The 24,662-nt window shown below is 45.9% G+C and carries 21 protein-coding genes and 1 tRNA gene; 12 read left to right on the forward strand and 10 right to left on the reverse strand.

Annotation, left to right across the window (positions count from 1 at the left end; all coding sequences use genetic code 11):
- Positions 1 to 247: 247 nt before the first annotated feature.
- Entirely contained in the window at positions 248 to 1,096 is an 849-nt protein-coding gene (locus tag CLV82_RS11730; RefSeq protein ID WP_133644549.1) for an SDR family oxidoreductase, read from the forward strand.
- 60 nt (positions 1,097 to 1,156) lie between these two features.
- Here CLV82_RS11730 and CLV82_RS11735 read toward each other — a convergent pair whose 3' ends face one another.
- Together CLV82_RS11735 and CLV82_RS11740 are read right to left on the reverse strand one after the other, a co-directional pair.
- On the reverse strand, positions 1,157 to 1,678 hold the full coding sequence (locus tag CLV82_RS11735; RefSeq protein WP_133644550.1) for a DUF421 domain-containing protein: 522 nt from the start codon (positions 1,676 to 1,678) through the stop codon (positions 1,157 to 1,159).
- A gap of 12 nt (positions 1,679 to 1,690) precedes the next feature.
- The gene (locus CLV82_RS11740) at positions 1,691 to 2,149 is read right to left on the reverse strand and encodes a hypothetical protein (protein ID WP_133644551.1); all 459 of its coding nucleotides are present in this window, start codon (positions 2,147 to 2,149) and stop codon (positions 1,691 to 1,693) included.
- A gap of 232 nt (positions 2,150 to 2,381) precedes the next feature.
- Here CLV82_RS11740 and CLV82_RS11745 point away from each other — a divergent pair.
- A tRNA-Val gene (locus tag CLV82_RS11745) sits at positions 2,382 to 2,456 on the forward strand.
- A 372-nt stretch (positions 2,457 to 2,828) separates the two neighbouring features.
- On the opposite strand, the gene CLV82_RS11750 is transcribed toward CLV82_RS11745, so the two are convergent.
- Complete coding sequence (locus tag CLV82_RS11750; RefSeq protein WP_133644552.1) at positions 2,829 to 4,106, reverse strand: UDP-N-acetylmuramoyl-tripeptide--D-alanyl-D-alanine ligase; 1,278 nt, start codon at positions 4,104 to 4,106, stop codon at positions 2,829 to 2,831.
- 67 nt (positions 4,107 to 4,173) lie between these two features.
- Positions 4,174 to 5,844, reverse strand: a complete 1,671-nt coding sequence (gldJ, locus tag CLV82_RS11755; protein WP_133644553.1) for a gliding motility lipoprotein GldJ — start codon at positions 5,842 to 5,844, stop codon at positions 4,174 to 4,176.
- A gap of 505 nt (positions 5,845 to 6,349) precedes the next feature.
- Between gldJ and porV the strand changes: the two genes are divergently transcribed.
- From porV to CLV82_RS11800, 9 genes are all read left to right on the forward strand, one after another.
- Positions 6,350 to 7,495 carry a type IX secretion system outer membrane channel protein PorV gene (gene porV, locus CLV82_RS11760; protein ID WP_133644554.1) on the forward strand — a complete coding sequence of 382 codons (1,146 nt, stop codon included), beginning with the start codon at positions 6,350 to 6,352 and terminating at the stop codon, positions 7,493 to 7,495.
- A gap of 88 nt (positions 7,496 to 7,583) precedes the next feature.
- Complete coding sequence (gene cdd / locus CLV82_RS11765; RefSeq protein ID WP_133644555.1) at positions 7,584 to 8,069, forward strand: cytidine deaminase; 486 nt, start codon at positions 7,584 to 7,586, stop codon at positions 8,067 to 8,069.
- A 184-nt stretch (positions 8,070 to 8,253) separates the two neighbouring features.
- Entirely contained in the window at positions 8,254 to 9,252 is a 999-nt protein-coding gene (pdhA, locus tag CLV82_RS11770; RefSeq protein ID WP_133644556.1) for a pyruvate dehydrogenase (acetyl-transferring) E1 component subunit alpha, read from the forward strand.
- Positions 9,253 to 9,255: 3 nt separating this feature from the next.
- On the forward strand, positions 9,256 to 10,902 hold the full coding sequence (locus CLV82_RS11775) for a pyruvate dehydrogenase complex dihydrolipoamide acetyltransferase (protein WP_133644557.1): 1,647 nt from the start codon (positions 9,256 to 9,258) through the stop codon (positions 10,900 to 10,902).
- An 11-nt stretch (positions 10,903 to 10,913) separates the two neighbouring features.
- Positions 10,914 to 11,912 carry a M28 family metallopeptidase gene (locus CLV82_RS11780; protein WP_243744210.1) on the forward strand — a complete coding sequence of 333 codons (999 nt, stop codon included), beginning with the start codon at positions 10,914 to 10,916 and terminating at the stop codon, positions 11,910 to 11,912.
- Positions 11,912 to 12,592 (forward strand): SDR family NAD(P)-dependent oxidoreductase, encoded by a 681-nt coding sequence (locus CLV82_RS11785; protein ID WP_133644558.1) that lies wholly within the window; start codon positions 11,912 to 11,914, stop codon positions 12,590 to 12,592. The genes CLV82_RS11780 and CLV82_RS11785 overlap by 1 nt, the downstream gene beginning before the upstream one ends.
- Before the next feature lie 80 nt (positions 12,593 to 12,672).
- Positions 12,673 to 13,275 (forward strand): SprT-like domain-containing protein, encoded by a 603-nt coding sequence (locus tag CLV82_RS11790; protein ID WP_133644559.1) that lies wholly within the window; start codon positions 12,673 to 12,675, stop codon positions 13,273 to 13,275.
- 75 nt (positions 13,276 to 13,350) lie between these two features.
- Positions 13,351 to 14,439: a mannose-1-phosphate guanylyltransferase gene (locus CLV82_RS11795; RefSeq protein ID WP_133644560.1), complete on the forward strand. Its 1,089-nt coding sequence runs from the start codon at positions 13,351 to 13,353 to the stop codon at positions 14,437 to 14,439.
- A 2-nt stretch (positions 14,440 to 14,441) separates the two neighbouring features.
- Positions 14,442 to 15,911, forward strand: a complete 1,470-nt coding sequence (locus CLV82_RS11800) for a DUF389 domain-containing protein (protein WP_133644561.1) — start codon at positions 14,442 to 14,444, stop codon at positions 15,909 to 15,911.
- On the opposite strand, the gene CLV82_RS11805 is transcribed toward CLV82_RS11800, so the two are convergent.
- Together CLV82_RS11805 and CLV82_RS11810 are read right to left on the reverse strand one after the other, a co-directional pair.
- The gene (locus CLV82_RS11805; RefSeq protein WP_133644562.1) at positions 15,912 to 16,679 is read right to left on the reverse strand and encodes an ABC transporter ATP-binding protein; all 768 of its coding nucleotides are present in this window, start codon (positions 16,677 to 16,679) and stop codon (positions 15,912 to 15,914) included. It lies immediately after the preceding gene.
- Positions 16,679 to 17,416: an MlaE family ABC transporter permease gene (locus CLV82_RS11810; RefSeq protein WP_133644563.1), complete on the reverse strand. Its 738-nt coding sequence runs from the start codon at positions 17,414 to 17,416 to the stop codon at positions 16,679 to 16,681. Before CLV82_RS11810 ends, CLV82_RS11805 begins: the two co-directional genes overlap by 1 nt.
- Before the next feature lie 110 nt (positions 17,417 to 17,526).
- On the opposite strand from CLV82_RS11810, the gene pafA reads away from it, so the two are divergent.
- Positions 17,527 to 19,191 carry an alkaline phosphatase PafA gene (gene pafA / locus CLV82_RS11815; RefSeq protein ID WP_133644564.1) on the forward strand — a complete coding sequence of 555 codons (1,665 nt, stop codon included), beginning with the start codon at positions 17,527 to 17,529 and terminating at the stop codon, positions 19,189 to 19,191.
- Here the strand turns inward: pafA and CLV82_RS11820 are convergent.
- The 4 genes from CLV82_RS11820 to gcvP all read right to left on the reverse strand — a co-directional run bounded on the left by CLV82_RS11820 (position 19,183) and on the right by gcvP (position 24,662).
- Positions 19,183 to 20,034 (reverse strand): glycosyltransferase, encoded by an 852-nt coding sequence (locus CLV82_RS11820; protein ID WP_133644565.1) that lies wholly within the window; start codon positions 20,032 to 20,034, stop codon positions 19,183 to 19,185. The genes pafA and CLV82_RS11820 overlap by 9 nt on opposite strands.
- Before the next feature lie 39 nt (positions 20,035 to 20,073).
- Positions 20,074 to 20,604, reverse strand: coding sequence for a methyltransferase domain-containing protein (locus tag CLV82_RS11825; protein WP_133644566.1), 531 nt, complete (start codon positions 20,602 to 20,604; stop codon positions 20,074 to 20,076).
- A gap of 1 nt (position 20,605) precedes the next feature.
- Entirely contained in the window at positions 20,606 to 21,664 is a 1,059-nt protein-coding gene (locus tag CLV82_RS11830; RefSeq protein ID WP_133644567.1) for a 3-oxoacyl-ACP synthase III family protein, read from the reverse strand.
- A gap of 148 nt (positions 21,665 to 21,812) precedes the next feature.
- Positions 21,813 to 24,662 carry an aminomethyl-transferring glycine dehydrogenase gene (gene gcvP, locus CLV82_RS11835; protein ID WP_133644568.1) on the reverse strand — a complete coding sequence of 950 codons (2,850 nt, stop codon included), beginning with the start codon at positions 24,660 to 24,662 and terminating at the stop codon, positions 21,813 to 21,815.

Here is a 24,662-nt window from a genome sequence, read left to right on the forward strand (position 1 = left end):
TTATTTGGGTTTTTAATGATCCAAATTAATCTTATCGGGTAGAGATGCAAATCGTGTTCCGACTCCCCTTATCCCTAGAGCTTTGAGGTTAAACATCTTCTGGTATAAGTTTTAAATGAGAATTAAAAAATTCCGTGAAGCCAGTTGGATTAAAGTCAATGAACTTATTGATTGAATCCATTTAAACCATTACCGGAAATTAATTTTAAATGATCAATTGTTCAACCCTATTAAATCTATCAAAGCTATGAGCAAGCCAAGTACATTTCCGGAACAGGAACAATCACAGCCCGGTGACGAGCATAAAATGAATCCACGCCCGGAGATCATCAGGGACTCTTACCGGGGCAGTGATAAACTGAATGGTAAAGTTGCACTAATTTCCGGCGGAGATAGTGGGATAGGAAGAAGTGTAGCAATTCATTTTGCAAGAGAAGGAGCTGATGTAGGTATCATATACCTTGAAGAAAGCGAAGATGCTTCAAAAACACGCGAATTAGTTGAGAAGGAAGGGAGAAAATGCCTTCTTCTCCAAGGGGACGTCAGTTCCTATGATTTCTGCAAATCCGCGGTGGAAAAATGTGTTTCCGAGTTAGGCCAGCTCAACATCCTGGTAAACAACGCTGCAATACAGTTTCCAAAAGATTCAGCAGAAGAGATAAGTGAAAGCCAGTTCAGGAAGACGTTTGACACCAACATTTTCCCCTATTTCTACCTTAGTAAATGTGCACTGAAATACCTCGCAGAGGGGGACACAATCATCAATACAAGTTCGGTTACCGCCTACAGGGGTAGCGAACACCTGCTCGATTATTCCAGTACCAAAGGTGCCATAGTAAGTTTTACACGGTCACTGGCCAAAATGCTGGCATCAAAGAATATCCGTGTGAACGGGGTGGCACCGGGACCGATCTGGACCCCGTTAATTCCTGCTACTTTTGACGATGTGTCGGATTTTGGACAGGATACTCCCCTTGGCCGAGCGGGGCAGCCAAGTGAAGTAGGTCCTGCGTATGTTTTCCTGGCATGTGAGGATGCGAGCTATATTACAGGACAGTTTATCCATGTGAATGGAGGAGAGATCATAGGCTCGTAGTCGTGGATAGTGTCTTTTTATCTGTCCGGTAAAGGAGAGGATGGATTTGATAATATAATATCAATTTCGATTTACTTCTTTTAATAACCAGTCGTCCAGTGGGGTGTCGTCTGAACTGTGCAGAACGGAGACATCACCTGTTGCCTCGAAGACTACGGCCTTAATTTCGCTAAGGGCAATGACATTTGCTTCTCTCAGCTTGGAGCGCAGATCGTCTTCAGTGACCCTGGCTTTCCTTAGGTTGTCATGGAGAATCACATGACCATCCATCAGCAGTAAGGGAGGATTATCTACCATTTTTGCTACCCAACTCATCCTTCTGGCATAACTCACGCTGATCTGCAGAAGGTATACGCCTATCAACCCGACTAAACCGTTAGACATACTTACACTTTTAGACAAGACCGTTGTGGCGATTATGGAACCGATAGCAACGGTCATGGCAAAATCAAAACTAGACATCTTTGAAAAGCTCCTTTTTCCGCATATCCGGGTAAGAAGAATAACTGCCAGGTAAATAACGGTAGCAGTGATCAATATAGCCAGGGAGTCGCCCCAGGAGAAATTAAACCAATCTTTCATTTTTATAGAATTTTATAGTTGGACCCAACATGGATTCCAGTGTTGAAATAGCAGGTAGACAGACCATCCAAATATAGTGTGGGCGATGACCAGTTGTACAATATATCCTTTTAAGTCTGTTTCTGGCGGATTCGAATGCGTATTAAATAGAAAAAGCCAGCCCAGTACTCCGGCCATCCCGGCAAGGAAGCCTAAAAGACTTCCTATTACCGGGGCTTGTCCTAACCCGCTGTAGCAAAACATAAACCACAACCAAAAGCCCATAAGCTGCCCGATCCCGAAGTGAATGATCCAGCCTCTGCTGTCATTGTCTGTAATTTCTGAAGAAAACATCCGGGAATTGCGCATCATACGGTTCAGTAATGTGGGTTCCGAGAATTCCTCGTTAAATACCGCGCCGCAAATATGGCTGAACAAGGTCATCAAGATGGTGCCCGAAAGACCTGCAATTATTATCTGGATCCACTCCATATTCGTTTTATATTCTTTGCCACAATACTCAGGAAAGAAAAGACTAAATCATTAACTATCTTAATTGTGAACCATAGTATTTTAGCCCGAAAGATTTCCCGTGGCAGGAGAGTTTACCTTTAAGCAGTATATAGCGCTCACTGCGTAAAAGGAAGAGTAAATAAATACGATGTTGTTTTTCCTGGAACCGATAAATTTCCGATATTGCAGCCCGTTTCAAAAACGATTTCCCGGGATATTAGCTCAGTTGGTTTAGAGCGCTGCCTTGACAGGGCAGAGGTCACTGGTTCGAATCCAGTATATCCCACATCACTCACAAAACCCACGCAGACATGCGTGGGTTTTTTTATTCCCGGACAACGCCAAGCTCGCCTTAGCGTTGGGAGGGAATAAAAGAATCAAACCCTGCCTTGGCGGGGTTTGGGTTTTGTACCTGCCTGCCATAACCGGCAGGTAGGCAGGCTTGCAGGAGCGGGTTTCTCTGGATCACCGGGCGTAGCTCGGTAATCCGGACAACGCCAAGCTTGCTTTAGCGTTGGGAGGGAATAAAAGAATCGAACCCTGCCTTGGCAGGGTTTGGGTTTTGTACTTGCAGGAGCGGGATTCTCTGGATCACCGGGCGTAGCAAGGTCGCCAATGCGATATGTCTTCAAAGTGTTATTATTAAATTTTTATGGTATCAGGAGAGTAGGGGCAGTACCCGCTCCAGGGCCATTCCCCTGGAACCTTTGATCAGTAAATCTCCTTCAGGCAGCCTTGTCTTTTGCAGGTATTCTGCCAACTGTTCAAAACTTTTGAATTGCATTAACCCCGTTTTGCATTTGCTGAAATTCTCACCGACCAGCAGCGCTTCAGAAAAATTACTGGCGGCGGCAAGGTCTGCAATCTCCTGGTGTTCCAGTTCTGCATCATCACCAAGCTCGAACATATCCCCCAGGATGACACTTTTGGCAGGAGATTGTAGCTGGTGAAAATTTTCAAGGGCAGCTTTCATACTGGTAGGATTGGCATTATAGGCATCCAGTAAGATGTGGTAGCCCGACTTTTCAATTAACTGGGAACGGTTATTTTCCGGGATGTATTCCGATAATGCATCCTGTATCAGCACCATCGGGACATTAAAATATTTGCCCAGCAGTAAAGCCGCACAACAATTATTGAAATTATACTGACCGACCAACTGGGTTTTGATTACTGTACCCTCTGCTTCCAGGGAGACAAAAGGTGACGCTCCCAGGAAATTTATGCGGTAGTAATTCTTGTCCTCTGTACTGTACCCTATTTTCTTGATGTAATTTTCCAGTTTTTCCCGCTGCACCGGGTCATCAGCATTCATAAAAATGGGTGAATTCTTATCTTTCAGGTAATCGTACAGTTCGCTCTTCCCGGCAATCACCCCTTTTACACCGCCAAAACCTTCCAGGTGTGCCTTCCCGAAATTTGTAATATACCCGAAATCCGGCTCTGCGAGACTGCAGAGGAATGCGATCTCCTTCTGGTGGTTGGCGCCCATTTCAATAATGGCAATTTCAGTATCTTCTTTGATCCTGAGTAATGTTAGGGGGACGCCAATATGATTATTCAGGTTGCCATGGGTTGCAATTACCCGGTAAGATTGGGACAAAACCGAGTGCATAAGTTCCTTGGTGGTGGTCTTTCCATTACTTCCGGTTAGTGCAATAACTTTGGCCTTACAGTAATTCCGGTGAAAGCGTCCCAGATCCTGTAAGCTTTCAAGTACGTTATCTACAAGGATGGTCTTACCTTCTGTATGATATTCTTCTTCATCTATCACGGCTAACCCGGCGCCTTTTTCAATAGCTTCAGCAGCAAACTTGTTGCCGTTGAAATTATCACCCTTTAGGGCGAAGAACAGGCAGTTTTCAGATATTTTCCGGGTGTCTGTACATGCTCCCGAAGATTTCAGGAAGTACTGGTGCAGTTGCTCTGTGGTCATGGGATAAATATATAAAAAAGCCCCGATCGATCGATCGAGGCTTTCCCTGCTTTTATAAACAGTGGTACTATCTGGCTTTCTTGCCTCGTGCCGTTTTATTCTTCCCGGTAGATTTAGATCCAACCCTGGACATGGCGCATCGGAAGCCGATATAATCTGTAGCCATGTATTGTGGCAGATACCTTCGCTGTGCGGGGTCTAACCAATAGGCGCGGTCTTTCCAGGACCCACCTTTATATACCCTTACTTCATCGTTGATCAAAGAAGTTCTGCTGTTAGAGGTGTCGTACTGCCGTACAAGGTTACCGTCTTCATCTCGCTCTACCTTATGTTTAGGAGCGTTATACATGCTTAACTTATCGTTTCCTTCCTCATCCTCGTCATCGAACTTATCGTAGAATCTTGAAGATCCCGGATCTCCGTCCCTGTAGGAGCGGTTATCGCTGTCCGAGAAATTAGTCCTAAGGTAAGTTTCGTTCTCATCAACCGGGACCATTTTTACTTCTCCCGGAAGGTTTACTGCAACCAGTTTACCATTTGGAAGTGTATCATAAACGATATTCTCTGATAGAACTTCTGCCTTCCCGTCCTCACCGATAGCTGCCTTCATATAGACATTTCCACGGTAATAGTTGAAATCACTGATCTCGTCATCAACAATAGGTCGGTAGACATCTGCAACCCACTCGGCAACGTTTCCGGCCATGTCGTATAACCCGTGATCGTTTGGCTTATATGATTTTACCTGGGCAGTTATATCGGCCCCGTCATCAGACCAACCTGCGATACCACCGTAGTCACCATCCCCTTGTTTAAAGTTTGCCAACTGGTCTCCTCGACCTACACGCTGACCATTCCTGGTGTACTCGCCATCCCAAGGGTATTTTTTACGACCGCGGTAAGAGTTATATTCTCTTTTCCCGATCAGTGCCAGGGCTGCATATTCCCATTCTGTTTCAGTAGGCAGTCTGTACTCCGGCATTATTATTCCGCTGTTTCGATTAGCGTAAACAGCAACCGAATCTTTTTGTTTTTTTCCTTGCAGTGAATCGATCTGGCCACCATAGGTAGTTTCAGGGCGATTTAAATAGGCTTCTGTACTGAACGTACCTGCAACTTCGCCATTTACCGGAGCGTATTTAGCATCGCTCGCCAGGTATCCTTCTCTTTCTAACAAAGCTTCATTTACACGATCGGTACGCCATTCTGCGAACTGAACTGCCTGCACCCAATTGACTCCGACTACAGGATATTCTGCGTAGGCAGGGTGACGCAGGTAATTATTGGTCATGGTCTCATTAAAGCCCAACCTGTTTCTCCACACCAATGTATCCGGTAATGCTCCCTTATAGATGTTTGCATATTTCGGATCTTCCGGTGGATAGACACTTTTCAGGTAATCAAGGTATTCCAGGTACATTACGTTGGTCACCTCAGTTTCATCCATATAGAAGGATTGAACATGCTGCTGGGTAGGAGTATTGTTCCATTCGTGCATCACATCATCCTGTACTTTTCCCTTGGTGAATGTACCGCCTTCTATAAATACAAGCCCGGGAGCGGTTTCCTGCTCCTTAAAATCCGAGTTGTACTGAAAGCCACCTTCCTTGGCATTGACTTTCCAGCCGGTAGCTCTTGAAACGTTTTTGGAGGAGGAAGATTTCTTACAACTGGTGGCTGTAAGGGTTCCTGCAATCACCACACAAGAGAGTGTAACTTTGATTAACTGTCTTTTCATCTGTTATTAGTCAATTTTAATATGTTGTGATAATTTCCGGCAGCCATACGAGACTTCCTTCGGTTATGCCCAATTAGGGTATTCCCTTAATTATCAATTTAAAAGAGGACCGGGAATGTCTTCTCAATCCAACTTGTAGTCGCATTTGGCTAGTAAAACGACAATTTCAATAGAATATTTTGCTTTTCGCAATTTAATTCCCTCGCTGTCACAGAAAGGAAAAATTTGTTCGCCATCCAAAGTCATAACGGGCTAAATGCTATTCTAGTATGGTTGACGGGGTATTTTTTCAGATGTTTTCAGTGGTAGAATCGAAAAAGAAATTAAACGCGTATTATTGGTAGTCAAACCTTCGTATCTTCAATGATCATAGTGGTTTGTAGAAAAATAGGGATTGCACATAAGATTTTGTTAAAAACGCCGTTAGCGTGTCATACATCTAATTAATTTGAGTAAAACCTTTATTATTGGCAACTTTACTCGCTTAATATACCAAATACCAAACATGAAAAAATTATGGATGCTTACTTTGCTGGTAGTGATCGGTAAAGTTGCGGCTCAAGAGGATAGAGTAATAACCACAGCAGTTCCATTCCTTACCATCGCTGCGGATGCGAGGTCAGCCGGGATGGGTGATATGGGGGTGGCAACTTCCATGGATGCTTTTTCCCAACAATGGAATCCCGCAAAGTTTGCTTTTGCAGAACGAAAGATGGGAATTGGTTTAAGTTATACACCATACCTTGAAAGTATCACAACGGATATTTCCCTGCTGAGCGGTAGTTACTTTAATAAGCTAAATGATCGAAGCGCCTTTGCAGCGAGCCTGCGGTATTTCACCCTGGGAGAAATAGAACTGCGACAATTTGCGAACGATCCCGGGACAGTGGCCAAACCAAATGAATTGGCCATTGACGGATCCTATTCCTTGAAACTTAGTAATACGTTCTCTATGGCTGTGGCCGGTAGGTTCATCCGTTCTAACCTCAAGTTACCGGATAACGGTTCTGTGGATTCCCAGGCTGCCAGCTCTTTTGCGGTAGATGTTGCCGGGTATTACCAGTCGCGCGAAATTGCCTACGATAATTTTGACGGAAGATGGAGAGCAGGTTTCAATATCTCTAACCTGGGTGGAAAGATCAAATACGATGAAGGCGGACAAGAGAATTTCCTTCCAACCAATCTCGGGTTTGGTGCTGGATTCGATTTTATCCTGGACCAGGATAACGTGGTAGGGCTCTACACCGAATTCAATAAACTCCTGGTTCCGACTCCCCAGGATTTTGATGGAGACGGGGACGTTGATTCAGAAGATAACGCAGAATACCAGGAAATAAGTTTTTTTGACGGGGTCTTCAAATCTTTCGGGGATGCTCCTGATGGATTCAGCGAGGAGTTAAAGGAATTTACCTGGGCCCTGGGAGCGGAGTATGCTTTCCAACAGAAATTCATGTTCAGAACCGGGTATTTTAATGAGAGTGAACTTAAGGGGTCAAGGCAGTTTTTCACCCTTGGTGCCGGGTTCAGGTACCAGTCGGCCCAGATAGACCTCTCGTACCTGTTTTCAACTTCCCAGGTGCGTAACCCTTTGGAAAATACGCTGAGGTTCTCACTTACTTTCAATCTTGGGGAGGAGTTCTTTAACGAATAGCAGTACCGTACAAAGTTTATATGATATAAGAAAACCTGCCATCGGCAGGTTTTTTTAGTATTATTACGGGGTAATTGTAAATATAGCCATGCAGAAAAAAAAAGTAACCTTTGAGCTCGAGATCTATAATAGCCAGGAGGAATTAAGTGTCCTGGATCGGGAATTAATGCAAGCGGCAGTTCTTGCCAGGGAAAATGCATATGCTCCTTATTCCGGATTTAAGGTGGGAGCTGCGGTATTGTTAGCCAATGGGGAGATCGTGATCGGGAATAACCAGGAAAATGCCTCTTATCCCTCGGGACTTTGTGCGGAAAGGGTTGCTGTTTTCCAGGCCGGGGCCCGCTTCCCAGGAATAGCTGTGAAAACCATTGCTATCAGTGTTAACTCTGTTCGAAGAGTAGTTGATACCCCTGCGGCTCCCTGCGGAAACTGCCGGCAGGCCATTGCCGAGTATGAGCAACGGCAAACCGAGGGTATAGAAATACTGATGATGGGCAGTACGGGTGAGGTCTATAAAAGCGCATCAATTACGGACCTGCTTCCGCTGGCCTTCGGTAAATCATACCTGGATTGATTACTTGTATCTGTACAATATTCCCCGATTAATAAAGGTTCCTTTAGCTGTCTTAAGCTTTTTTATCAATTCTTTTTCACTATTGATTTAATGTGTATTTTTGTTCTCCTACAAAAATCTGGGGCCTTTAGGGGGTTCCGGTCAGTTTCATTTAGAAGAAGAATATTAAAAACAATCGGTATTAATGGAAAAAATTACCAAGGAAGTCTACCTGAAATGGTATGAAGACATGTTGTTCTGGAGAAAATTCGAGGACAAGTTAGCAGCGGTGTACATACAACAGAAGGTGAGGGGCTTTCTTCATTTATACAATGGGCAGGAGGCCGTACTGGCCGGTGCGCTACATGCCATGGACCTGACCAAGGACCGGATGATCACCGCCTACAGGAACCACGTTCAGCCGATTGGAATGGGAGTTGATCCCAGGAAGGTGATGGCCGAATTATACGGGAAAGTGACCGGTACTTCTAAAGGAATGGGAGGCTCGATGCATATCTTCTCCAAAGAACATCGCTTTTACGGCGGGCATGGAATTGTAGGAGGGCAGATCCCCCTGGGAGCCGGACTCGCATTTGCAGATAAGTACTTTAAGAGAGATGCTGTCACCTTGTGCTACATGGGAGACGGTGCCGTTAGGCAGGGATCCCTTCACGAAGCATTTAATCTTGCTATGTTGTGGCAATTACCTGTGGTCTTCGTTTGTGAAAACAACGGTTATGCCATGGGAACCTCTGTTGCCCGTACCTCACACAGCACAGAGATCTGGAAACTGGGATTGGGTTACGAAATGCCTTGTGGCCCTGTTGACGGGATGGATCCCGCCACGGTTGCACAGGAAATGAGCAAAGCTATAGAGCGTGCCCGAAGCGGAGGTGGACCTACTTTCCTTGAGATGAAAACTTACCGTTACCGCGGTCACTCTATGTCTGATGCTCAACACTACAGGACCAAGGAAGAGGTGGAAGAGTACAAGAAGATCGATCCTATCACCCAGGTGAAAGAAGTGATCCTTGATAAGAAATACGCTACCGAAGAAGAGATCAAAGCAATCGATAAGCGAGTAAAAGACCTGGTAAAAGAATGCGAGGAATTTGCAGATAATTCAGATTATCCTCCGATCGAACAGCTTTACGATACCGTATACGAACAAGAAGACTATCCGTTTTTGCAACACAAATTATAAGTAATGGCAGAGATAATTAATATGCCTAGGTTGAGTGATACCATGGAAGAAGGTACCGTGGCAAAATGGCTCAAGCAAGTTGGAGATAAAGTAGAAGAAGGTGATATCCTTGCAGAGATTGAAACCGATAAAGCAACGATGGAATTTGAATCCTTCCATGAAGGGACCTTGTTGCACATTGGGATAGCTGAAGGCGATGGGGCTCCCGTAGATTCTCTACTGGCCATCATCGGGGAAGAAGGAGAAGATATTTCAGCCCTGCTGGATAACAAAGGTGGCGAAGCTAAAGAGGAATCCAAAGAAGAGCCAAAACCTGCTTCTGAAGAGAGTTCCCCTGCAGATAACGCTGCAAGTTCCGAAGTGCCCGAGGGTGTGGAGATCGTGAAAATGCCAAGGCTAAGCGATACCATGGAAGAAGGTACCGTCGCAAGTTGGTTAAAGAAGGTCGGAGATAGTGTGGAAGAAGGAGATATCCTGGCCGAGATCGAAACCGATAAGGCAACTATGGAATTCGAATCTTTCTACTCGGGTACCTTGTTGTATATAGGGATCAAAGAAGGAGAGTCTGCGCCTGTGGATGAAGTGCTGGCCATTATTGGCCCGGAAGGCACCGATGTTGATGCCATACTTAATGCTAAACCTTCAGGAGATAAAAAACAGGAATCAGGAAGTACATCTAAAGAGGAGGTTTCTGAAACCAAATCTACTGCAGATAACACCCGGCAGGAAACTGCCGCTCCTGAGACCCAGGACGGGCAGCGAATTTTTGTGTCGCCCCTGGCAAGAAAAATTGCTGAGGAGAAAGGAATCGACCTTTCCCAGGTTAAAGGCAGCGGCGATAATGGACGGATCGTTAAAAGGGATATAGAGAACTTTAAGCCCTCTGCTCAGCCAGAACAGGCAGCTAAGCCTTCGGCTTCGTCTGCACCGGCAGCGCCTGCTGTATCCATGGCCTTACCAGCCGGGGAAGAGCAGACTGAGGAGATTAAAAACTCTCAAATGCGCAAGGTGATCGCTAAACGCCTTGGAGAATCCAAATTCAGTGCTCCCCATTATTATCTCACCATTGAGGTAAATATGGATGATGCAAAAACCTCCCGGGCACAGATCAACAACCTTCCGGATACTAAAGTGTCTTTCAATGATATGGTTGTGAAAGCATGTGCCATGGCGCTGAAAAAGCACCCACAGGTAAATACAACCTGGAAAGGAGATACCACCCTTTACAATAAACATGTGCATGTTGGTGTCGCAGTTGCAGTTGAAGACGGACTGGTAGTACCCGTTCTGAAATTTACAGACCAGATGACGTTAAGCCAGATAGGGGCGTCCGTTAAAGACCTGGCAGGTAAAGCCCGGAACAAGAAGCTGACCCCGGCAGAGATGGAGGGAAGTACTTTTACCGTGTCTAACCTCGGGATGTTTGGAATACTTGAATTCACTTCGATCATTAACCAGCCTAATTCCGCCATTCTCTCTGTGGGAGCAATAGTAGAAAAGCCGGTAGTGAGAAATGGCGAGATCGTAGTGGGCAGTACGATGAAAGTAACGCTGGCCTGTGACCATCGTACCGTAGATGGTGCAACCGGTGCACAGTTCCTGCAAACACTGCGGGCATACCTTGAGAACCCGGTAACCATGTTAGCCTAATCTGGAAATATATGCATAATTCAATGAGCAATGTCTCATCTAAAAAGATCCCCGGAACAGCAGTATTGACCCTGCTGTTCTGGGGATCATTGTTTCTGGCCTCCTGCGGGTCAATACAGACAAGTCCGGTTGCAGCAGAAAAACTGGTTACAGACAGTACCAGGACCCGGAATATTATGGCTTACCTCGCCGGGGATGATCTCCAGGGCAGAGAAACAGGTACTCCGGGGATTGAAGCCGCAGCCGATTTTATCATAGAGGAATTCCGGAAATATGACGTCCTGCCTTATTTTGAGGGCTACAGGGATACCCTTTCGAACTTCCCTGAAACGGCCTATAACGTAGTGGGGGTTGTGCCCGGTAATGATCCTGAATTGAAGGATGAGTACATTGTGATAGGGGCGCATTACGATCACATTGGGGTGCAAAAGGAGGTAGCAGGTGACTCGATTGCCAACGGGGCTAATGACAATGCCTCGGGCACTACTGCGGTCATGGAACTCGCCCGGTACTTTGGCCGGTCACGAACCAACAAACGAAGCCTGATATTTGCCCTCTTTACCGCGGAAGAGAAAGGACTTCTGGGATCTGAACACCTCGCTCAAAAACTAAAGGCAGAAAATCTGGACTTGTACGTTATGCTGAATTACGAAATGATCGGAGTTCCTATGAATGGTAAGGATCACCTGGTTTACCTGACCGGTTACAATAGATCTAACCTTGCCGAAACAGTGAACCGGTATTCAGGGGACAAGCTTGTGGGGTTCCTTCCACAGGCGGAAGCCTATAACTTGTTCCGGCGTTCCGATAATTTAGCTTTCCACGAGGCTTTCATGGTTCCCTCTCAGACCTTTAGCAGTTTTGACTTCACCAATTTTGATCATTATCACAAGGTGGGAGACGAGGCTTCTTCCATGAACCCCGCTTTCATGGCCCAGGTCATTAATAAAATGATCCCGGTAGTAGAGCGTATCGCGAATGCGGAGGAGCGTGAAATAAAATATAACTGATGGCAAATATTATAGTTACCGGCAGCAGCCGGGGTATTGGGTTCCAATTGGCCAAATTACTGGCGGAAGACGGACATAAGATCCTTGCGATCTCCAGGAATGATAAACCTGTAAAGGAACTCAACAATCCGAATATTACAGCCTTGTCTCTTGATATCTGCAGTTCTGAAGACCTGGAAGAATTCAGGGAGTATCTGGAAAAAGAAGGCGCTGCTATAGATATATTGATCAATAATGCGGGCTCCCTTGTAAATAAACCTTTTCTTGAAACTACGCCGGAAGATTTTAAAAAGGTTTACGATGTAAACGTCTTCGGACTTGCGGCCTTAACGCAACTCGTTATTCCGTTTATGGGGTCTGGCGGGCATGTACTTACCATAAGTTCTATGGGAGGAATTCAAGGAAGCAGTAAGTTTCCGGGGCTCGCCGCCTACAGTAGCAGTAAGGGTGCAGTGATCACGCTTACGGAACTGCTCGCCGAAGAATTCAAGGATTCCGGACCTTCCTTCAACGCACTCGCTTTGGGGGCTGTACAGACCGAAATGCTCGAAGCGGCCTTCCCGGGTTACCAGGCACCAACTTCAGCGGCTGAAATGGCCTCCTATATCGCCGATTTTGCGCTGAACGGGCATAAATTCTATAATGGGAAAGTATTGCAGGTAAGTAATTCTACGCCCTGATCTGATCCTCTATAAGTCTCCGCTGGCCTATGGAGTCGGGATGGCTTGTGCAAAATGAGAATTATACTATTTTTGACCTGATGAACAATACTTTGCAACGCTATCTTCCGCCGGCCGCTGTAGTTCCTTGTTTCGATTTGATCAGGAAATATGAAGTCCACCTAAAGGTCGTTGACCAGCGGGTTACGCGTCATGGCGATTACCGTCGATTACCAGGCGGGCAACATCTCATCACAGTCAATGCCGGAGTCAATAAGTACCGGTTTCTGATCACCCTAATTCACGAGATCGCTCATTTAGTCGCATTTGAAAAGTATGGGAGACAGATCAAACCTCATGGATCGGAATGGAAAAGAACATTCCAGTTGCTGATGGTTCCCTTCATTCGGCCCGAAGTATTCCCGGCCAAGCTGCTTCCACTGCTGGCCCGGCACTTCAGGAATCCTAAGGCGAGTAGCGGTACGGATGCCGATCTCTCGATTGCCCTGATGGCCTATGATGAACCAAACGATAAGAGCTTTATATTTGAATTACCGGTTGGAAGTGTTTTCAGCATTTATAACGGTAAGATCTTTAAAAAAGGGAACAGGAGAGTAAAGCGCTATGAATGTGTGGAAATGGCTACAGGCAAAGTCTACCTTTTTCAACCCAACGCAGAGGTAGAATTGCTGAAGGCTGAATAATGACATCTTTCTGTCTTCAGTTTTAATAGTAAAGTCCTGACGCAGGATCACCATTTTATAATTAAACAACAAACCATGAATAAGAATTATTATGCCGTTGTAATGGCAGGAGGTGTCGGATCCCGGTTCTGGCCATTGAGTACGACCGAGAACCCGAAACAATTCCACGATATGCTGGGATCCGGGCAGACACTCATCCAGAAGACCGTACATCGGCTTACCAAATTTATACCCACTGAGAATATCCTTATCCTTACGAACCAGAGATATCTGTCCCTGGTCCTGGAACAATTACCTATGCTCAGCGAAGAACAGGTGGTGTTAGAGCCGGCGATGAGGAATACAGCACCTTGTATCTTGTACGCTGCATTAAAGATCCAGAAAAAGAATCCTGATGCAACTATGATCGTGGCTCCCAGTGATCACTGGATCGAAGACGAAAAAGCTTTTGAACAAGATGTAAAGGAATGTTTTGCCAGGTGTGAAGAAGAAAATGCCCTTTGTACCCTGGGTATAACCCCTACCTTTCCCAATACCGGGTTTGGATATATCGAGTTCGATAAAACCGATCAACAGGGAGAACCTGGGCTTAAAAAAGTGGTGCAATTTCGGGAAAAACCGGATTACCAAACAGCGAAATCTTTCCTGGAGCAGGGTAATTTCTTATGGAACGCAGGTATCTTTATGTGGGGAGTAGAAACCATTATCAACGCTTTTAAAAATTACCAACCCGGCACCTATTCCCTGTTTGAAAGCGGTCTGGAGGTCTATAATACCGATGAAGAAGCCCGGTTTATTAAGGAGAATTACCCAAAGGCAGAAAATATTTCTATCGATTACGCAATACTCGAGAAGTCGGACAGGATCTATGTGTTGCCCGCTTCTTTTGACTGGAATGACCTGGGAACCTGGGGATCCCTTTACGAAAAGATGCATGATAAAGCCGGGGATAATGCGATAGTTAACGGCACCCTGCTTTCCGAGGATTCATCAGGAAATATGATCAGGACCGAGGAAGGAAAACTCGTAGTTATAGACAGTATAAATGATTATATTATTGTAGATAAGAAGGATGTCCTCCTGATCTATCCCAAACAGAAAGAACAACATATCAAGGAAGTGGTCAGCAAGGTTAAGGACGCTTTCGGAGATCAATACATCTAAGTATGAGCCAGAAATTAGACCAGGATCAGCTGACCCCGACCAGTAAGGATGAGGGTAGTGCAGAAGAAGTAAAAAAGGATTTTAAAGGGCTGCTTGGGAGTATTAAACACTTCCTGGAGGAGCTTCTGGATATCCGGCAGAATACGGACAGGGAAGCTACCATGGAGGCTATAATCGCAGATATTCCTTTTAAGGGACACACGTCCTGGATTTTAGTCTGTTCTATTTTCATCGCGTCAGTAGGGCTCAATGCGAATTCCACAGCGGTGGTGATCGGGGCGATGTTAATTTCGCCACTGATGGGACCAATCCTCGGAATAGGCATGTCTATTGCGATCAACGATATTGATACCTTACGCCGGTCGTTGAAGAATTTTGCAGTCATGGTCTTTCTCAGTGTGCTTACGGCCTACTTTTTCTTTGTCCTTTTCCCTTTAAGAGATGAATCCTCTGAACTCCTGGCCAGGACAGCACCGGATATCAGGGATGTACTGATCGCATTTTTTGGTGGTCTCGCCCTGGTTATTGCGCGGGCAAAAAAAGGAACCATCGCCAGTGTGATCTTCGGGGTGGCGATTGCTACAGCACTTATGCCGCCGCTCTGTACGGTGGGGTTTGGGCTCGCTATAGGCAATATTTCCTACGCCGGCGGCGCCATGTACCTCTTTATAATCAATACTATTTTTATTGCCTTGGCCACTTTCCTGGTGCTGAAACTATTACAGTTCCCAATGGTGCGCTATGCAAATTCCAAAAGGCGCAGGTTTATAGCCCGGGTGGCTTCGGTGGTTGCCATCCTTGTTATGATCCCGGCCGGGTATACCTTCTATAAGGTCTTTGAAGAATCCAGGTATATGATCCAGGCAAATCAACTCATCAGTGAGACTATCGCGGTGTACCAGTTTAAAGGACCGGGCCGTTATATGGATAACCTCACCGATATTAACTATAACGATGATGGGGAATCCACGATCGAATTAGTGACCATGGGGAATGAAGTGATCCCGGATAACGTGATCGATACCTGGAGGGTACAGAAGAATCAGTATTCCAGGTTAAAGAATACCGATCTGAAAATCGTACAAGGCGGTCGGGATGACTCTGAGGAGAAATTCAATTACGTGAACGAACTGTACGAATCTAAAAAGGCTGAACTGCTGACCAAGGACGAACGTATCCGTATCCTGGAGGCCGAGGTGGCCAGTTTAAGCGAATTGACCATGGGTCAGATTCCTTTTAACCAGATCAGTGCGGAAGCAAGGACCAATTACGATAACCTGGCTGGCCTGGGCTTTGCCTATACCATTATGACCAACTTTGAAAAAATGGATACTATCCCAGTCTTCGAAGTGAAATGGAAAGAATCGACTCCCCCGTCAAGAATAGAGGAGGAGAGCAAGAAACTAAATGAATGGTTGAAATTGCGTTTAAATGACAACAGGATACAGGTAAAACAAATGTCGTCAGAATGATCAGTTCCTCTCTTCGATATACATCTGCCTGACTTTTTTAAACAGATCCGATGAGTAAACGAAATTGGTAACGGCCTCGTTATCTGTTTTAAATATTTCCTTGTTTGATCCTTCCCACTCCTTCTTGCCATTTTTAAGGAATACGATCTTTTCGCCTATTTCCATAACGGAGTTCATATCGTGGGTATTGACCACAGTCGTGATTTCGTATTCCTGTGTGATCTCCTGGATCAGGTTATCGATCAGGATCGCGGTCTTAGGATCAAGGCCGGAGTTTGGCTCATCACAGAAAAGGTACTTAGGATTCATGACGATCGCCCGTGCAATTGCCACCCGTTTCTGCATTCCGCCTGATATCTCTGCCGGGTATCGGTCATGCGCGTCTACCAGGTTGACCCTGTTAAGAACAAAATCAACCCGTTCTTTCATCTCGGCATAGGATTGCCTCGTAAACATTTCCAGGGGGAACATCACGTTGCCTTCCACCGTCAGGGAATCAAATAATGCACTTCCCTGGAATACCATTCCCATTTCCTGCCTCAGGTCCCGTCTTTCATCACCCGACAATTTGGAATAGATCCGTCCCTCATATGATATGGTCCCCTCTTCCGGGGTCAATAGACCTAAAAGGCATTTGAGAAAAACCGTTTTACCGGATCCGCTCTGGCCAATGATAAGGTTGGTCTTACCTTTTTCAAAGCTGGTGGTAATACCCTTGAGTACGTGAGTGTCTCCGAAAGATTTGTGTAAGTTATCTACTTCTATCATTAGCCTAAAAGGAGTTGGGTGAGAATAAAATTAGTAATGATGATCACAACACTGGTCCAGACAAAAGCGGTTGTACTGGCCTTACCAACATCTAATGCACCACCGGTCATGTAAAACCCATGAAAGGATGGGATGGTGGCAATGATAAATGCAAAAACAAAGGTCTTGATAAAGGAATAGGTGACGTGGTAAGGAATGAAATCCATTTGCAGACCTTCAATAAAATCTCCACTGGAACTGTAGCCCCCTGCAATATTGGCAAGATAACCTCCAAAAACTCCCACATACATGGCGATCGCTACGGCAAAAGGATAAAATAACATGGCGATGATCTTGGGGAAGACCAGGTAGTTCAATGCGTTTACCCCCATTACTTCGAGGGCGTCGATCTGTTCTGTAACCCGCATGGTCCCGATGCTCGAGGTGATATATGAACCTACTTTCCCGGCCATAATGATGGAAGTAAAGGTGGGGGCAAATTCCAGGATGACCGACTGCCTTGTGGCAAACCCGATAAGATTCTTAGGGATCAGCGGGTTAGTTAAGTTGAGAGCGGTCTGGATGGCGACAACACCCCCGATGAAAATGGCGATAAAAATGATAATGCCCAGGGAGTTAAATATCAGCTCATCGATCTCCTTCAGGATCAGGGATCTCATGATCCGCCACTTGGTCGGCTTTTTAAATACTTCCCGTATCATAATGGCATAACTGCCAATCGCTGATAAATAATTCATGCAGTTGGTATAATCGTGTGTTCGTAAAAATAATAATATTCAACTTCAAATAACCTTCTATTATTGATTAAGGGTTTAATTAATTATTTTTGGGCCTTTAATAATGAACTATGGTTTTTCCTAAGAGGCAGGTATTAGGGCTGGTGATGATCACCGTCTTTTGTATAAATAACATATGGGCGCAAAAAAAAGATAACCGTGATGCCACACCTTTCAAATCCCCGAAGCTGGTAGTAGGCATAGTGGTCGATCAGATGCGATACGATTACCTAACCCGGTTCTGGTCTCATTACGGGGATGGTGGGTTTAAACGTATGGTTGGCGACGGCTTCCTTTGCAAGGATCACCACTTTAATTATGCACCAACCAGTACCGGTCCTGGACATGCTTCGGTCTATACGGGTGCAACCCCTTCCATGCACGGGATTATCGGGAATAACTGGTACGATAAGGAAAACGATATAAGTGTTTACTGCGTAGACGATCCTTCTTATAATTCCGTAGGAACCCAAGGATCTGCCGGACAGGCTTCTCCACATCGTTTATTAGTAAGTACCATTACAGACCAATTGAGGCTGCATACACAGATGCGAGGCAAAGTAGTGGCTGTTGCTCTGAAAGACAGGGGGGCAGTTTTACCGGGAGGTCATATGGCCAACGCGGCGTATTGGTTCGTAGGCGGGGATGAAGGCAAATGGGTAAGCAGCTCCTATTACATGAATGCGCTTCCGGCCTGGGTGCAGCATTACAACGAATCCAAGGCCGTAGACCAGTATAAAAAGCCATGGAATACCATAAAGAAAATAACATCTTACCGGGAAAGTACCGTTGACGACAACGCGTATGAAGGACTTTTTGAGGGTATGGAAAGACCTGTGTTCCCTTATGACCTGCCTGCCCTTTGGGAGGCTAACGGGGGATATGATATCCTGAGATTTACACCATATGGCAATAGCATGACCACAGATTTTGCCCTGGAGGCGCTGAAAGGAGAAGAGCTGGGCCGGGACGATATCACGGATTTTCTTGCTATCAGTTATTCCAGCACGGATTACGCCGGACATAAGTTCGGGGTAGATTCCAAGGAGGTCCAGGATACCTACGTACGGTTAGATATAGAATTGGAGAAATTATTTGAGAAGCTGGATAAGGAAGTAGGGGAAGGGGAATATACTGTGTTTTTAACTGCTGATCACGGGGCTATCCCCGTGCCTTCCTATCTTTCGTCCAATAAGATGCCTGCGGGTTATACCGGCTCGCTCATGGGGAAACAACAATTCCAGGATTTCCTGCAATACAAGTATGGTGGTACCGAACTGATCAAGAACATCTCCAATGACCAGGTATTCCTGGACCAGGAAGTGGTTAAAAGTCTTGACCTGAACCCCAGGGAGATTCAGGAAGAATTGGCGAGGGAATTGCTGGGTTACGAGGATATCAGCCAGGTATATACGGCTTACCAGATGCAGCATAACAATTTCACCAGTGGAATTCCTTACATCCTGCAAAATGGGTATAACCAGAAGCGGTCCGGGGATATTCTCTATGTTCCCAAGGCAGGTTATATTTCTTACGGAAAAACCGGGTCGACACATGGCTCTGCTCAGATCTATGACACCCATGTGCCTTTGTTATTCTATGGTGCAGGGATCCGGCAGGGTTCAACCACTGAAAGGACTGAAATTCCCGATATAGCACCTACGATCTCTGTCCTGCTGGGAATTGCATACCCTAATGGTACCACCGGTGAACCTATCGGTGAAGTCTTAGAATAATTTCTTCCGGATATTTCGCCATCTGAGTGCTCTGGTGAATGCTCCTTCATCAGGGCTTACCAGGTATGGGGATCCGATATCTGCTGCCTTGAAAAATCCCTGCATATTGTGAAGAAATACGAGCGGGTTCTTCAGTTTCCACGCCATCTTTAACGATGCTATCACCGTGATCATAAAACCATACCGCATCTGGTACATAGCCATTCCCTGTAATAACCTGGCTTTCCTGTTATAAGCTTTCCCAAGAGGGCGGAGGTGTTTTACATGCAATTCATCTATGGTAACGATGCGAAAGCCGTGGTACTGTGCCAGTAATTCATCTATGGTGTCCCAACCCATGGCATTTTTTAGTCCGCCTATGGCCTGGAAACATTTCTTGCTGTACGATTTGATGGCCCCACGGACATGGTCGTGATTCATCGGGTGGTTAAGCTTCCATTGTCCATTACTGTCTTCTTCGTAGATGAAGCCACCCGCTATACCTACATTCTCATCGGTCCTGAAAGTGAGTGCAATTTCTTCGAAATAATTTTCGGGAAGAATAACGTCTGCATCCAGCTTTACTATGAAATCATATTCCTCATCCAGCAGTTCCAGCCCTGCATTAAAGGCATTGATCACTTTGCTGCCAGGTAAATGCAGGTCAGAGGAGCTGGTGTTCACCTTTTCTATAGCGGGATGTTTGGTGATAAAGTGATCGATGATTCTTTCAGTATCGTCGGTCGAGTTATCATTGACCACCACTATTTTTTTAGGCATGAGTTTCTGAACGCATAGCGAAGTGAGCGTAGCTCTAAGATGAGCTTCTTCATTATGGGCGGGAATTACAACATAATAATGCATAAAATAAAAATACGTATTCTGGGAGGATGATAAACAGAATTACCCAGTTTTGGACCGGGTGGCGTACACCATATAATAGCGGGGTGTAAAAAGTCGAAGGAATGGACGGATCCCAATTCGGTTCACAGGGTGGCACCATTTGGTACGGGACTCTATCTTCCAGCCCGACTTTTCCAGCAGCCAGTCAAATTGCCAGTCCTCGAATTCATGGTAATGCCGGTCCCAGGGATCTGAATCACTTTTATAGGCCGGTGAGAACCATAACTTCAGCGGAACGCTGGCTACGAGTTTCTCTGACCTGATATTGCGGAGTACATTGAACGGAGCGAGCAGGTGCTCAAAGATCTCGAAAGCCGTAACCACTTCGGCATCTGTTTGCTGTACTGCCGAGAAATCGATGTCCAGGTCTTCGCCCCCGGTGTTTTCAACCTGGTATCCCCGGTCTTTAAGAATCCCGGATAATGGATTCTTTACCCCAAGGTCAAGTATCCGGTCTTCTTTCGGGATATGACTTTCGAGGAATTGTATGGTTTTCTGATATCGTTTGTGGGGAAAGGTTTTCTCGTACATTTCAGATCTTGTATACAATGGCGTTGATGTTCATGCCGGCGCCAACGCTGGCAAAGATAACAACATCTCCTTTCTGTACACTATGCGGTTTCATTTCGCCTTTCCGAACCATGTCGAATAAAGTGGGGACCGTTGCTACCGAGCTGTTCCCCATCTCGTGGATATTCATCGGCATGATTCCCTCCGGTACATCCATATTGTAGAGCTTATAAAAGCGCTTTATAATAGCTTCATCCATCTTCTCATTGGCCTGGTGAATAAAGATCTTTTTTACTTCCTCTATACCGATACCGCTGCTTTCGAGGCAGTCGTACAGCGCTTTGGGCACGTGAGATACGGCAAATTCGTAAATTTTTCGGCCATACATCTTGATATACTGCCGGGTATCAGTAGCTTTCTTATCATAAGATTCTCCGTAGAACAGATAATAGGCCTCATCCTGGGAGTAGGTAGCAGATTCGTGGGCAAGAATATTACCACCATCCGAGGTAGCTTCCAATATGCAGGCCCCGGCCCCGTCAGAATAGATCATGGAATCACGATCGTTCTGGTCTATCACCCTTGACAGGGTTTCACCACCTATCACCATGCATTTCCTGGCCATCCCGCTCTTAATATAAGCATGAGCCTGTATCACTCCCTCTATCCAACCTGGACATCCAAACAGCATATCATACGCAACACAGCGGGGATTCTTTATCTGTAAGAGATGTTTTACACGGGTGGCGAGACTGGGTACGGTATCGGCCTGTGCTTTTCCATGAGGGACATTACCAAAATTATGGGCAAAGATGATATAATCCAGGGTCTCCTTATCGATTCCCGCATCATCGATCGCTTTCTGAGCTGCAAAGAAGCCGAGGTCAGAAGTGTTATACTCGTTTTTTGCATACCGTCTTTCTCCAATACCAGTGATGGCCTGGAATTTTTCTATGATCACCGCGTTGGGATATGAGAAAGGGGTGCCATCAGCGTTCAAAAAAACGTTTTGGTCAAATGCCTGGTTTGGGGTGATCACTGAAGGGATATAACTGCCTGTTCCTGTAATTCCGATATTCATATTTGAAAATTGAAGTAAAACCTTATCAAGCTATTAAAATAAATAATTATCGCAACGTACTTCTTTAAGACAATACGACGCCCAACATGACGGTAAGATAAAAAAAGACCCGTTCTTGGAACGGGTCTGAATAAATATTTAAAGAAATTTATGCTTCTGCGTAGGCCTCGATGGGTGCGCAGGTGCATATAAGATTACGATCTCCATACGCTTCATCCACTCTTCTCACCGTAGGCCAGAATTTATTTTCCTGGACATATGGTAATGGGTATGCTGCTTCTTCCCTGCTGTATGGGAAATCCCAATCATTGCTGGTAAGCATATCGAGAGTATGGGGCGCATTTTTCAAAACAGGATTCGGGGCATCTTCGCTCCCGGCATCAATTTCCGAACGGATGGCCAGCATGGCATCGCAGAATCGATCCAGTTCGTCCAGGCTTTCACTTTCAGTAGGTTCTATCATCAGGGTTCCGGCTACCGGGAATGAAACCGTAGGCGCGTGGAAACCGTAATCCATAAGTCGCTTGGCAATATCAGTTACTTCTATGCCTTTTTGTTTGAATGGCCTGCAGTCGATGATCATTTCGTGTGCCGCTCGGCCTCGTTCTCCTGTATAGAGCACATCAAATTTATTGGCAAGGCGACCTTTGATATAATTGGCGTTAAGGATTGCCATCTTCGTGGCATTCGTCAGGCCATTCACCCCAAGCATTTTAATATATCCATACGAGATCAGGCATACCAGTGAGCTGCCCCATGGAGCTGCGGATATCGCTTCTATTGCCTTTTCTCCGCCGGTACTTATCACAGGGTTACCCGGTAAGAAAGGAACCAGTTGTTCGGCAACACAGATCGGGCCGACCCCGGGTCCGCCTCCTCCGTGGGGAATGGCAAATGTTTTATGCAGGTTCAGGTGGCAAACGTCTGCACCGATTGTAGCAGGGTTGGTAAGCCCCACCTGTGCGTTCATATTTGCCCCGTCCATATAAACCTGCCCGCCATGGTCATGGATCATCTGTGTAATCTTGCGGATAGAGGATTCAAATACCCCGTGGGTAGAAGGATAAGTGACCATGAGTGCCGCAAGATTTTCCGAATGTTTTTCAACTTTCTCTTCCAGGTCCTTCAGGTCTATGTTCCCGTTTTGGTCCGTCTTGGTTACCACAACCTTCATCCCGGCCATTACAGCCGAAGCAGGGTTAGTACCGTGAGCTGAAGCCGGGATCAGGCAAACGTCCCGATGCGCTTCACCTCTTGACTCGTGGTAGGCACGAATGGTCATCAGACCGGCGTATTCTCCCTGCGCGCCAGAATTTGGCTGGAGGGAAGTGCCTGCAAACCCGGTGATAACGGATAGATCATCCGCCAGTTTTTTCAGGATGTACTGGTAGCCCTCTGCCTGCTCTACAGGAGCAAAAGGATGTATGTTCGCCCACCTGGCCATACTCAAGGGCAGCATCTCTGAAGCTGCATTCAGTTTCATGGTACAGGATCCCAGGGAGATCATAGAGTGGTTCAGGGCGAGATCCTTGCGTTCCAGTTTCTTCATGTAACGCATCAGTTCTGTCTCTGAATGGTAGGTGTTGAAGATCTCGTTCTCAAGGAAAGCAGATTTTCTTTTGATAGCCTCTGAGAAAGAAAGGCCCGCGGACAATTCATTTACTTCTACCCCGTCTTTTCCAAGAGCTTCGCTGAAAATCCCGATAATATGCTGAACATCTTTCAGTGATGTGGCTTCGTTGACAGCCACAGACAGGGTTTCCCCATCAATGTAAAGGAAATTTACCCCCGCTTTTTCTGCGACAGGTTTTATTAAAGAAGTATCTGCTTTGATCAGCAGGGTGTCAAAATACTGGTCGTTCAGCTGCTCCACACCCATAGCTTTTAATGACTCAGAAAGGGTGTGCGCTGAGCGGTGAATCTTACCGGCGATATACTGTAACCCTTTCGGACCATGGTACACTGCATACATTCCGGCCATTACTGCAAGCAGTACCTGGGCCGTACAGATATTAGAAGTAGCCTTATCTCTTTTTATATGTTGTTCCCTGGTCTGTAAAGCCATCCTCAAAGCAGGCTTGCCATCCAGGTCTTTGGTGCGGCCTATGATCCTGCCCGGAATACTCCTTTTAAATGCATCCCTGGTGGCAAAGTATGCTGCGTGCGGACCTCCATACCCCAGGGGTATCCCGAAGCGCTGTGTTGTACCTACTACCACGTCTGCCCCGAATTCGCCGGGAGGAGTGAGCATTACAAGGCTCATCAGGTCAGCAGCTACGGCCACTTTTATGTCTTTTTCATTGGCTTTGGCAATGAATGTACTAAGGTCATGGATCTGTCCGTATTTTCCCGGGTACTGCAGCAGTGCCCCGTAAAAATCATCTCCGAAAGTGAAATCTTCATAGGATCCTACAACCAACTCAATGTTCAATGGTTTAGACCTGGTTTTCAATACTGCCAGGGTTTGCGGAAGTACATCCTCGGAAACAAAGAATTTTAAAACTTCCTGCTTCTTCTGGTCCCGGCTTCTCAGATCAAATAACATGGTCATTGCCTCGGCAGCTGCTGTACTTTCGTCCAGCAGGGATGCATTGGCCAGTTCCATCCCAGTCAGGTCGCAGACCATGGTCTGGAAGTTCAAGAGCGCTTCAAGGCGGCCCTGGGCAACTTCAGCCTGGTAAGGAGTGTAGGCGGTGTACCAACCCGGGTTCTCCAGTATATTTCTTTTGATGACAGAAGGGAGGAGGCTTTCGTGGTACCCCAGACCGATATAGCTTTTGAAAACCTTGTTCTTTTCACCCAGTTCCTGTATGTGGCTGAGGAACTCGTGTTCACTCATTGCGGTATCCAGGTCTAAAGGTTCTTTTAACCTGATGTCATCCGGAATGGTTTCATACATTAATTGCTCCAGGTTCTCTACGCCAATGTATTGGAACATATGGGGTAAGTCATTTTCCCTGATACCGATATGGCGTGATGCGAACAAGTCTGTCTTCAT

The sequence above is a fragment of the Zeaxanthinibacter enoshimensis genome (genome assembly GCF_004362865.1).
In the GTDB taxonomy this organism is placed as follows: Bacteria; Bacteroidota; Bacteroidia; order Flavobacteriales; family Flavobacteriaceae; genus Zeaxanthinibacter; species Zeaxanthinibacter enoshimensis.

Coding starts and splice junctions, on each gene's coding strand:
- CLV82_RS11730 (WP_133644549.1), top strand. CDS start 248: ATGAGCAAGCCAAGTACATTTCCGGAACAGGAACAATCACAGCCCGGT.
- CLV82_RS11735 (WP_133644550.1), bottom strand. CDS start 1,678: ATGAAAGATTGGTTTAATTTCTCCTGGGGCGACTCCCTGGCTATATTG.
- CLV82_RS11740 (WP_133644551.1), bottom strand. CDS start 2,149: ATGGAGTGGATCCAGATAATAATTGCAGGTCTTTCGGGCACCATCTTG.
- CLV82_RS11750 (WP_133644552.1), bottom strand. CDS start 4,106: ATGACCACAGAGCAACTGCACCAGTACTTCCTGAAATCTTCGGGAGCA.
- gldJ (WP_133644553.1), bottom strand. CDS start 5,844: ATGAAAAGACAGTTAATCAAAGTTACACTCTCTTGTGTGGTGATTGCA.
- porV (WP_133644554.1), top strand. CDS start 6,350: ATGAAAAAATTATGGATGCTTACTTTGCTGGTAGTGATCGGTAAAGTT.
- cdd (WP_133644555.1), top strand. CDS start 7,584: ATGCAGAAAAAAAAAGTAACCTTTGAGCTCGAGATCTATAATAGCCAG.
- pdhA (WP_133644556.1), top strand. CDS start 8,254: ATGGAAAAAATTACCAAGGAAGTCTACCTGAAATGGTATGAAGACATG.
- CLV82_RS11775 (WP_133644557.1), top strand. CDS start 9,256: ATGGCAGAGATAATTAATATGCCTAGGTTGAGTGATACCATGGAAGAA.
- CLV82_RS11780 (WP_243744210.1), top strand. CDS start 10,914: ATGCATAATTCAATGAGCAATGTCTCATCTAAAAAGATCCCCGGAACA.
- CLV82_RS11785 (WP_133644558.1), top strand. CDS start 11,912: ATGGCAAATATTATAGTTACCGGCAGCAGCCGGGGTATTGGGTTCCAA.
- CLV82_RS11790 (WP_133644559.1), top strand. CDS start 12,673: ATGAACAATACTTTGCAACGCTATCTTCCGCCGGCCGCTGTAGTTCCT.
- CLV82_RS11795 (WP_133644560.1), top strand. CDS start 13,351: ATGAATAAGAATTATTATGCCGTTGTAATGGCAGGAGGTGTCGGATCC.
- CLV82_RS11800 (WP_133644561.1), top strand. CDS start 14,442: ATGAGCCAGAAATTAGACCAGGATCAGCTGACCCCGACCAGTAAGGAT.
- CLV82_RS11805 (WP_133644562.1), bottom strand. CDS start 16,679: ATGATAGAAGTAGATAACTTACACAAATCTTTCGGAGACACTCACGTA.
- CLV82_RS11810 (WP_133644563.1), bottom strand. CDS start 17,416: ATGAATTATTTATCAGCGATTGGCAGTTATGCCATTATGATACGGGAA.
- pafA (WP_133644564.1), top strand. CDS start 17,527: ATGGTTTTTCCTAAGAGGCAGGTATTAGGGCTGGTGATGATCACCGTC.
- CLV82_RS11820 (WP_133644565.1), bottom strand. CDS start 20,034: ATGCATTATTATGTTGTAATTCCCGCCCATAATGAAGAAGCTCATCTT.
- CLV82_RS11825 (WP_133644566.1), bottom strand. CDS start 20,604: ATGTACGAGAAAACCTTTCCCCACAAACGATATCAGAAAACCATACAA.
- CLV82_RS11830 (WP_133644567.1), bottom strand. CDS start 21,664: ATGAATATCGGAATTACAGGAACAGGCAGTTATATCCCTTCAGTGATC.
- gcvP (WP_133644568.1), bottom strand. CDS start 24,662: ATGAAGACAGACTTGTTCGCATCACGCCATATCGGTATCAGGGAAAAT.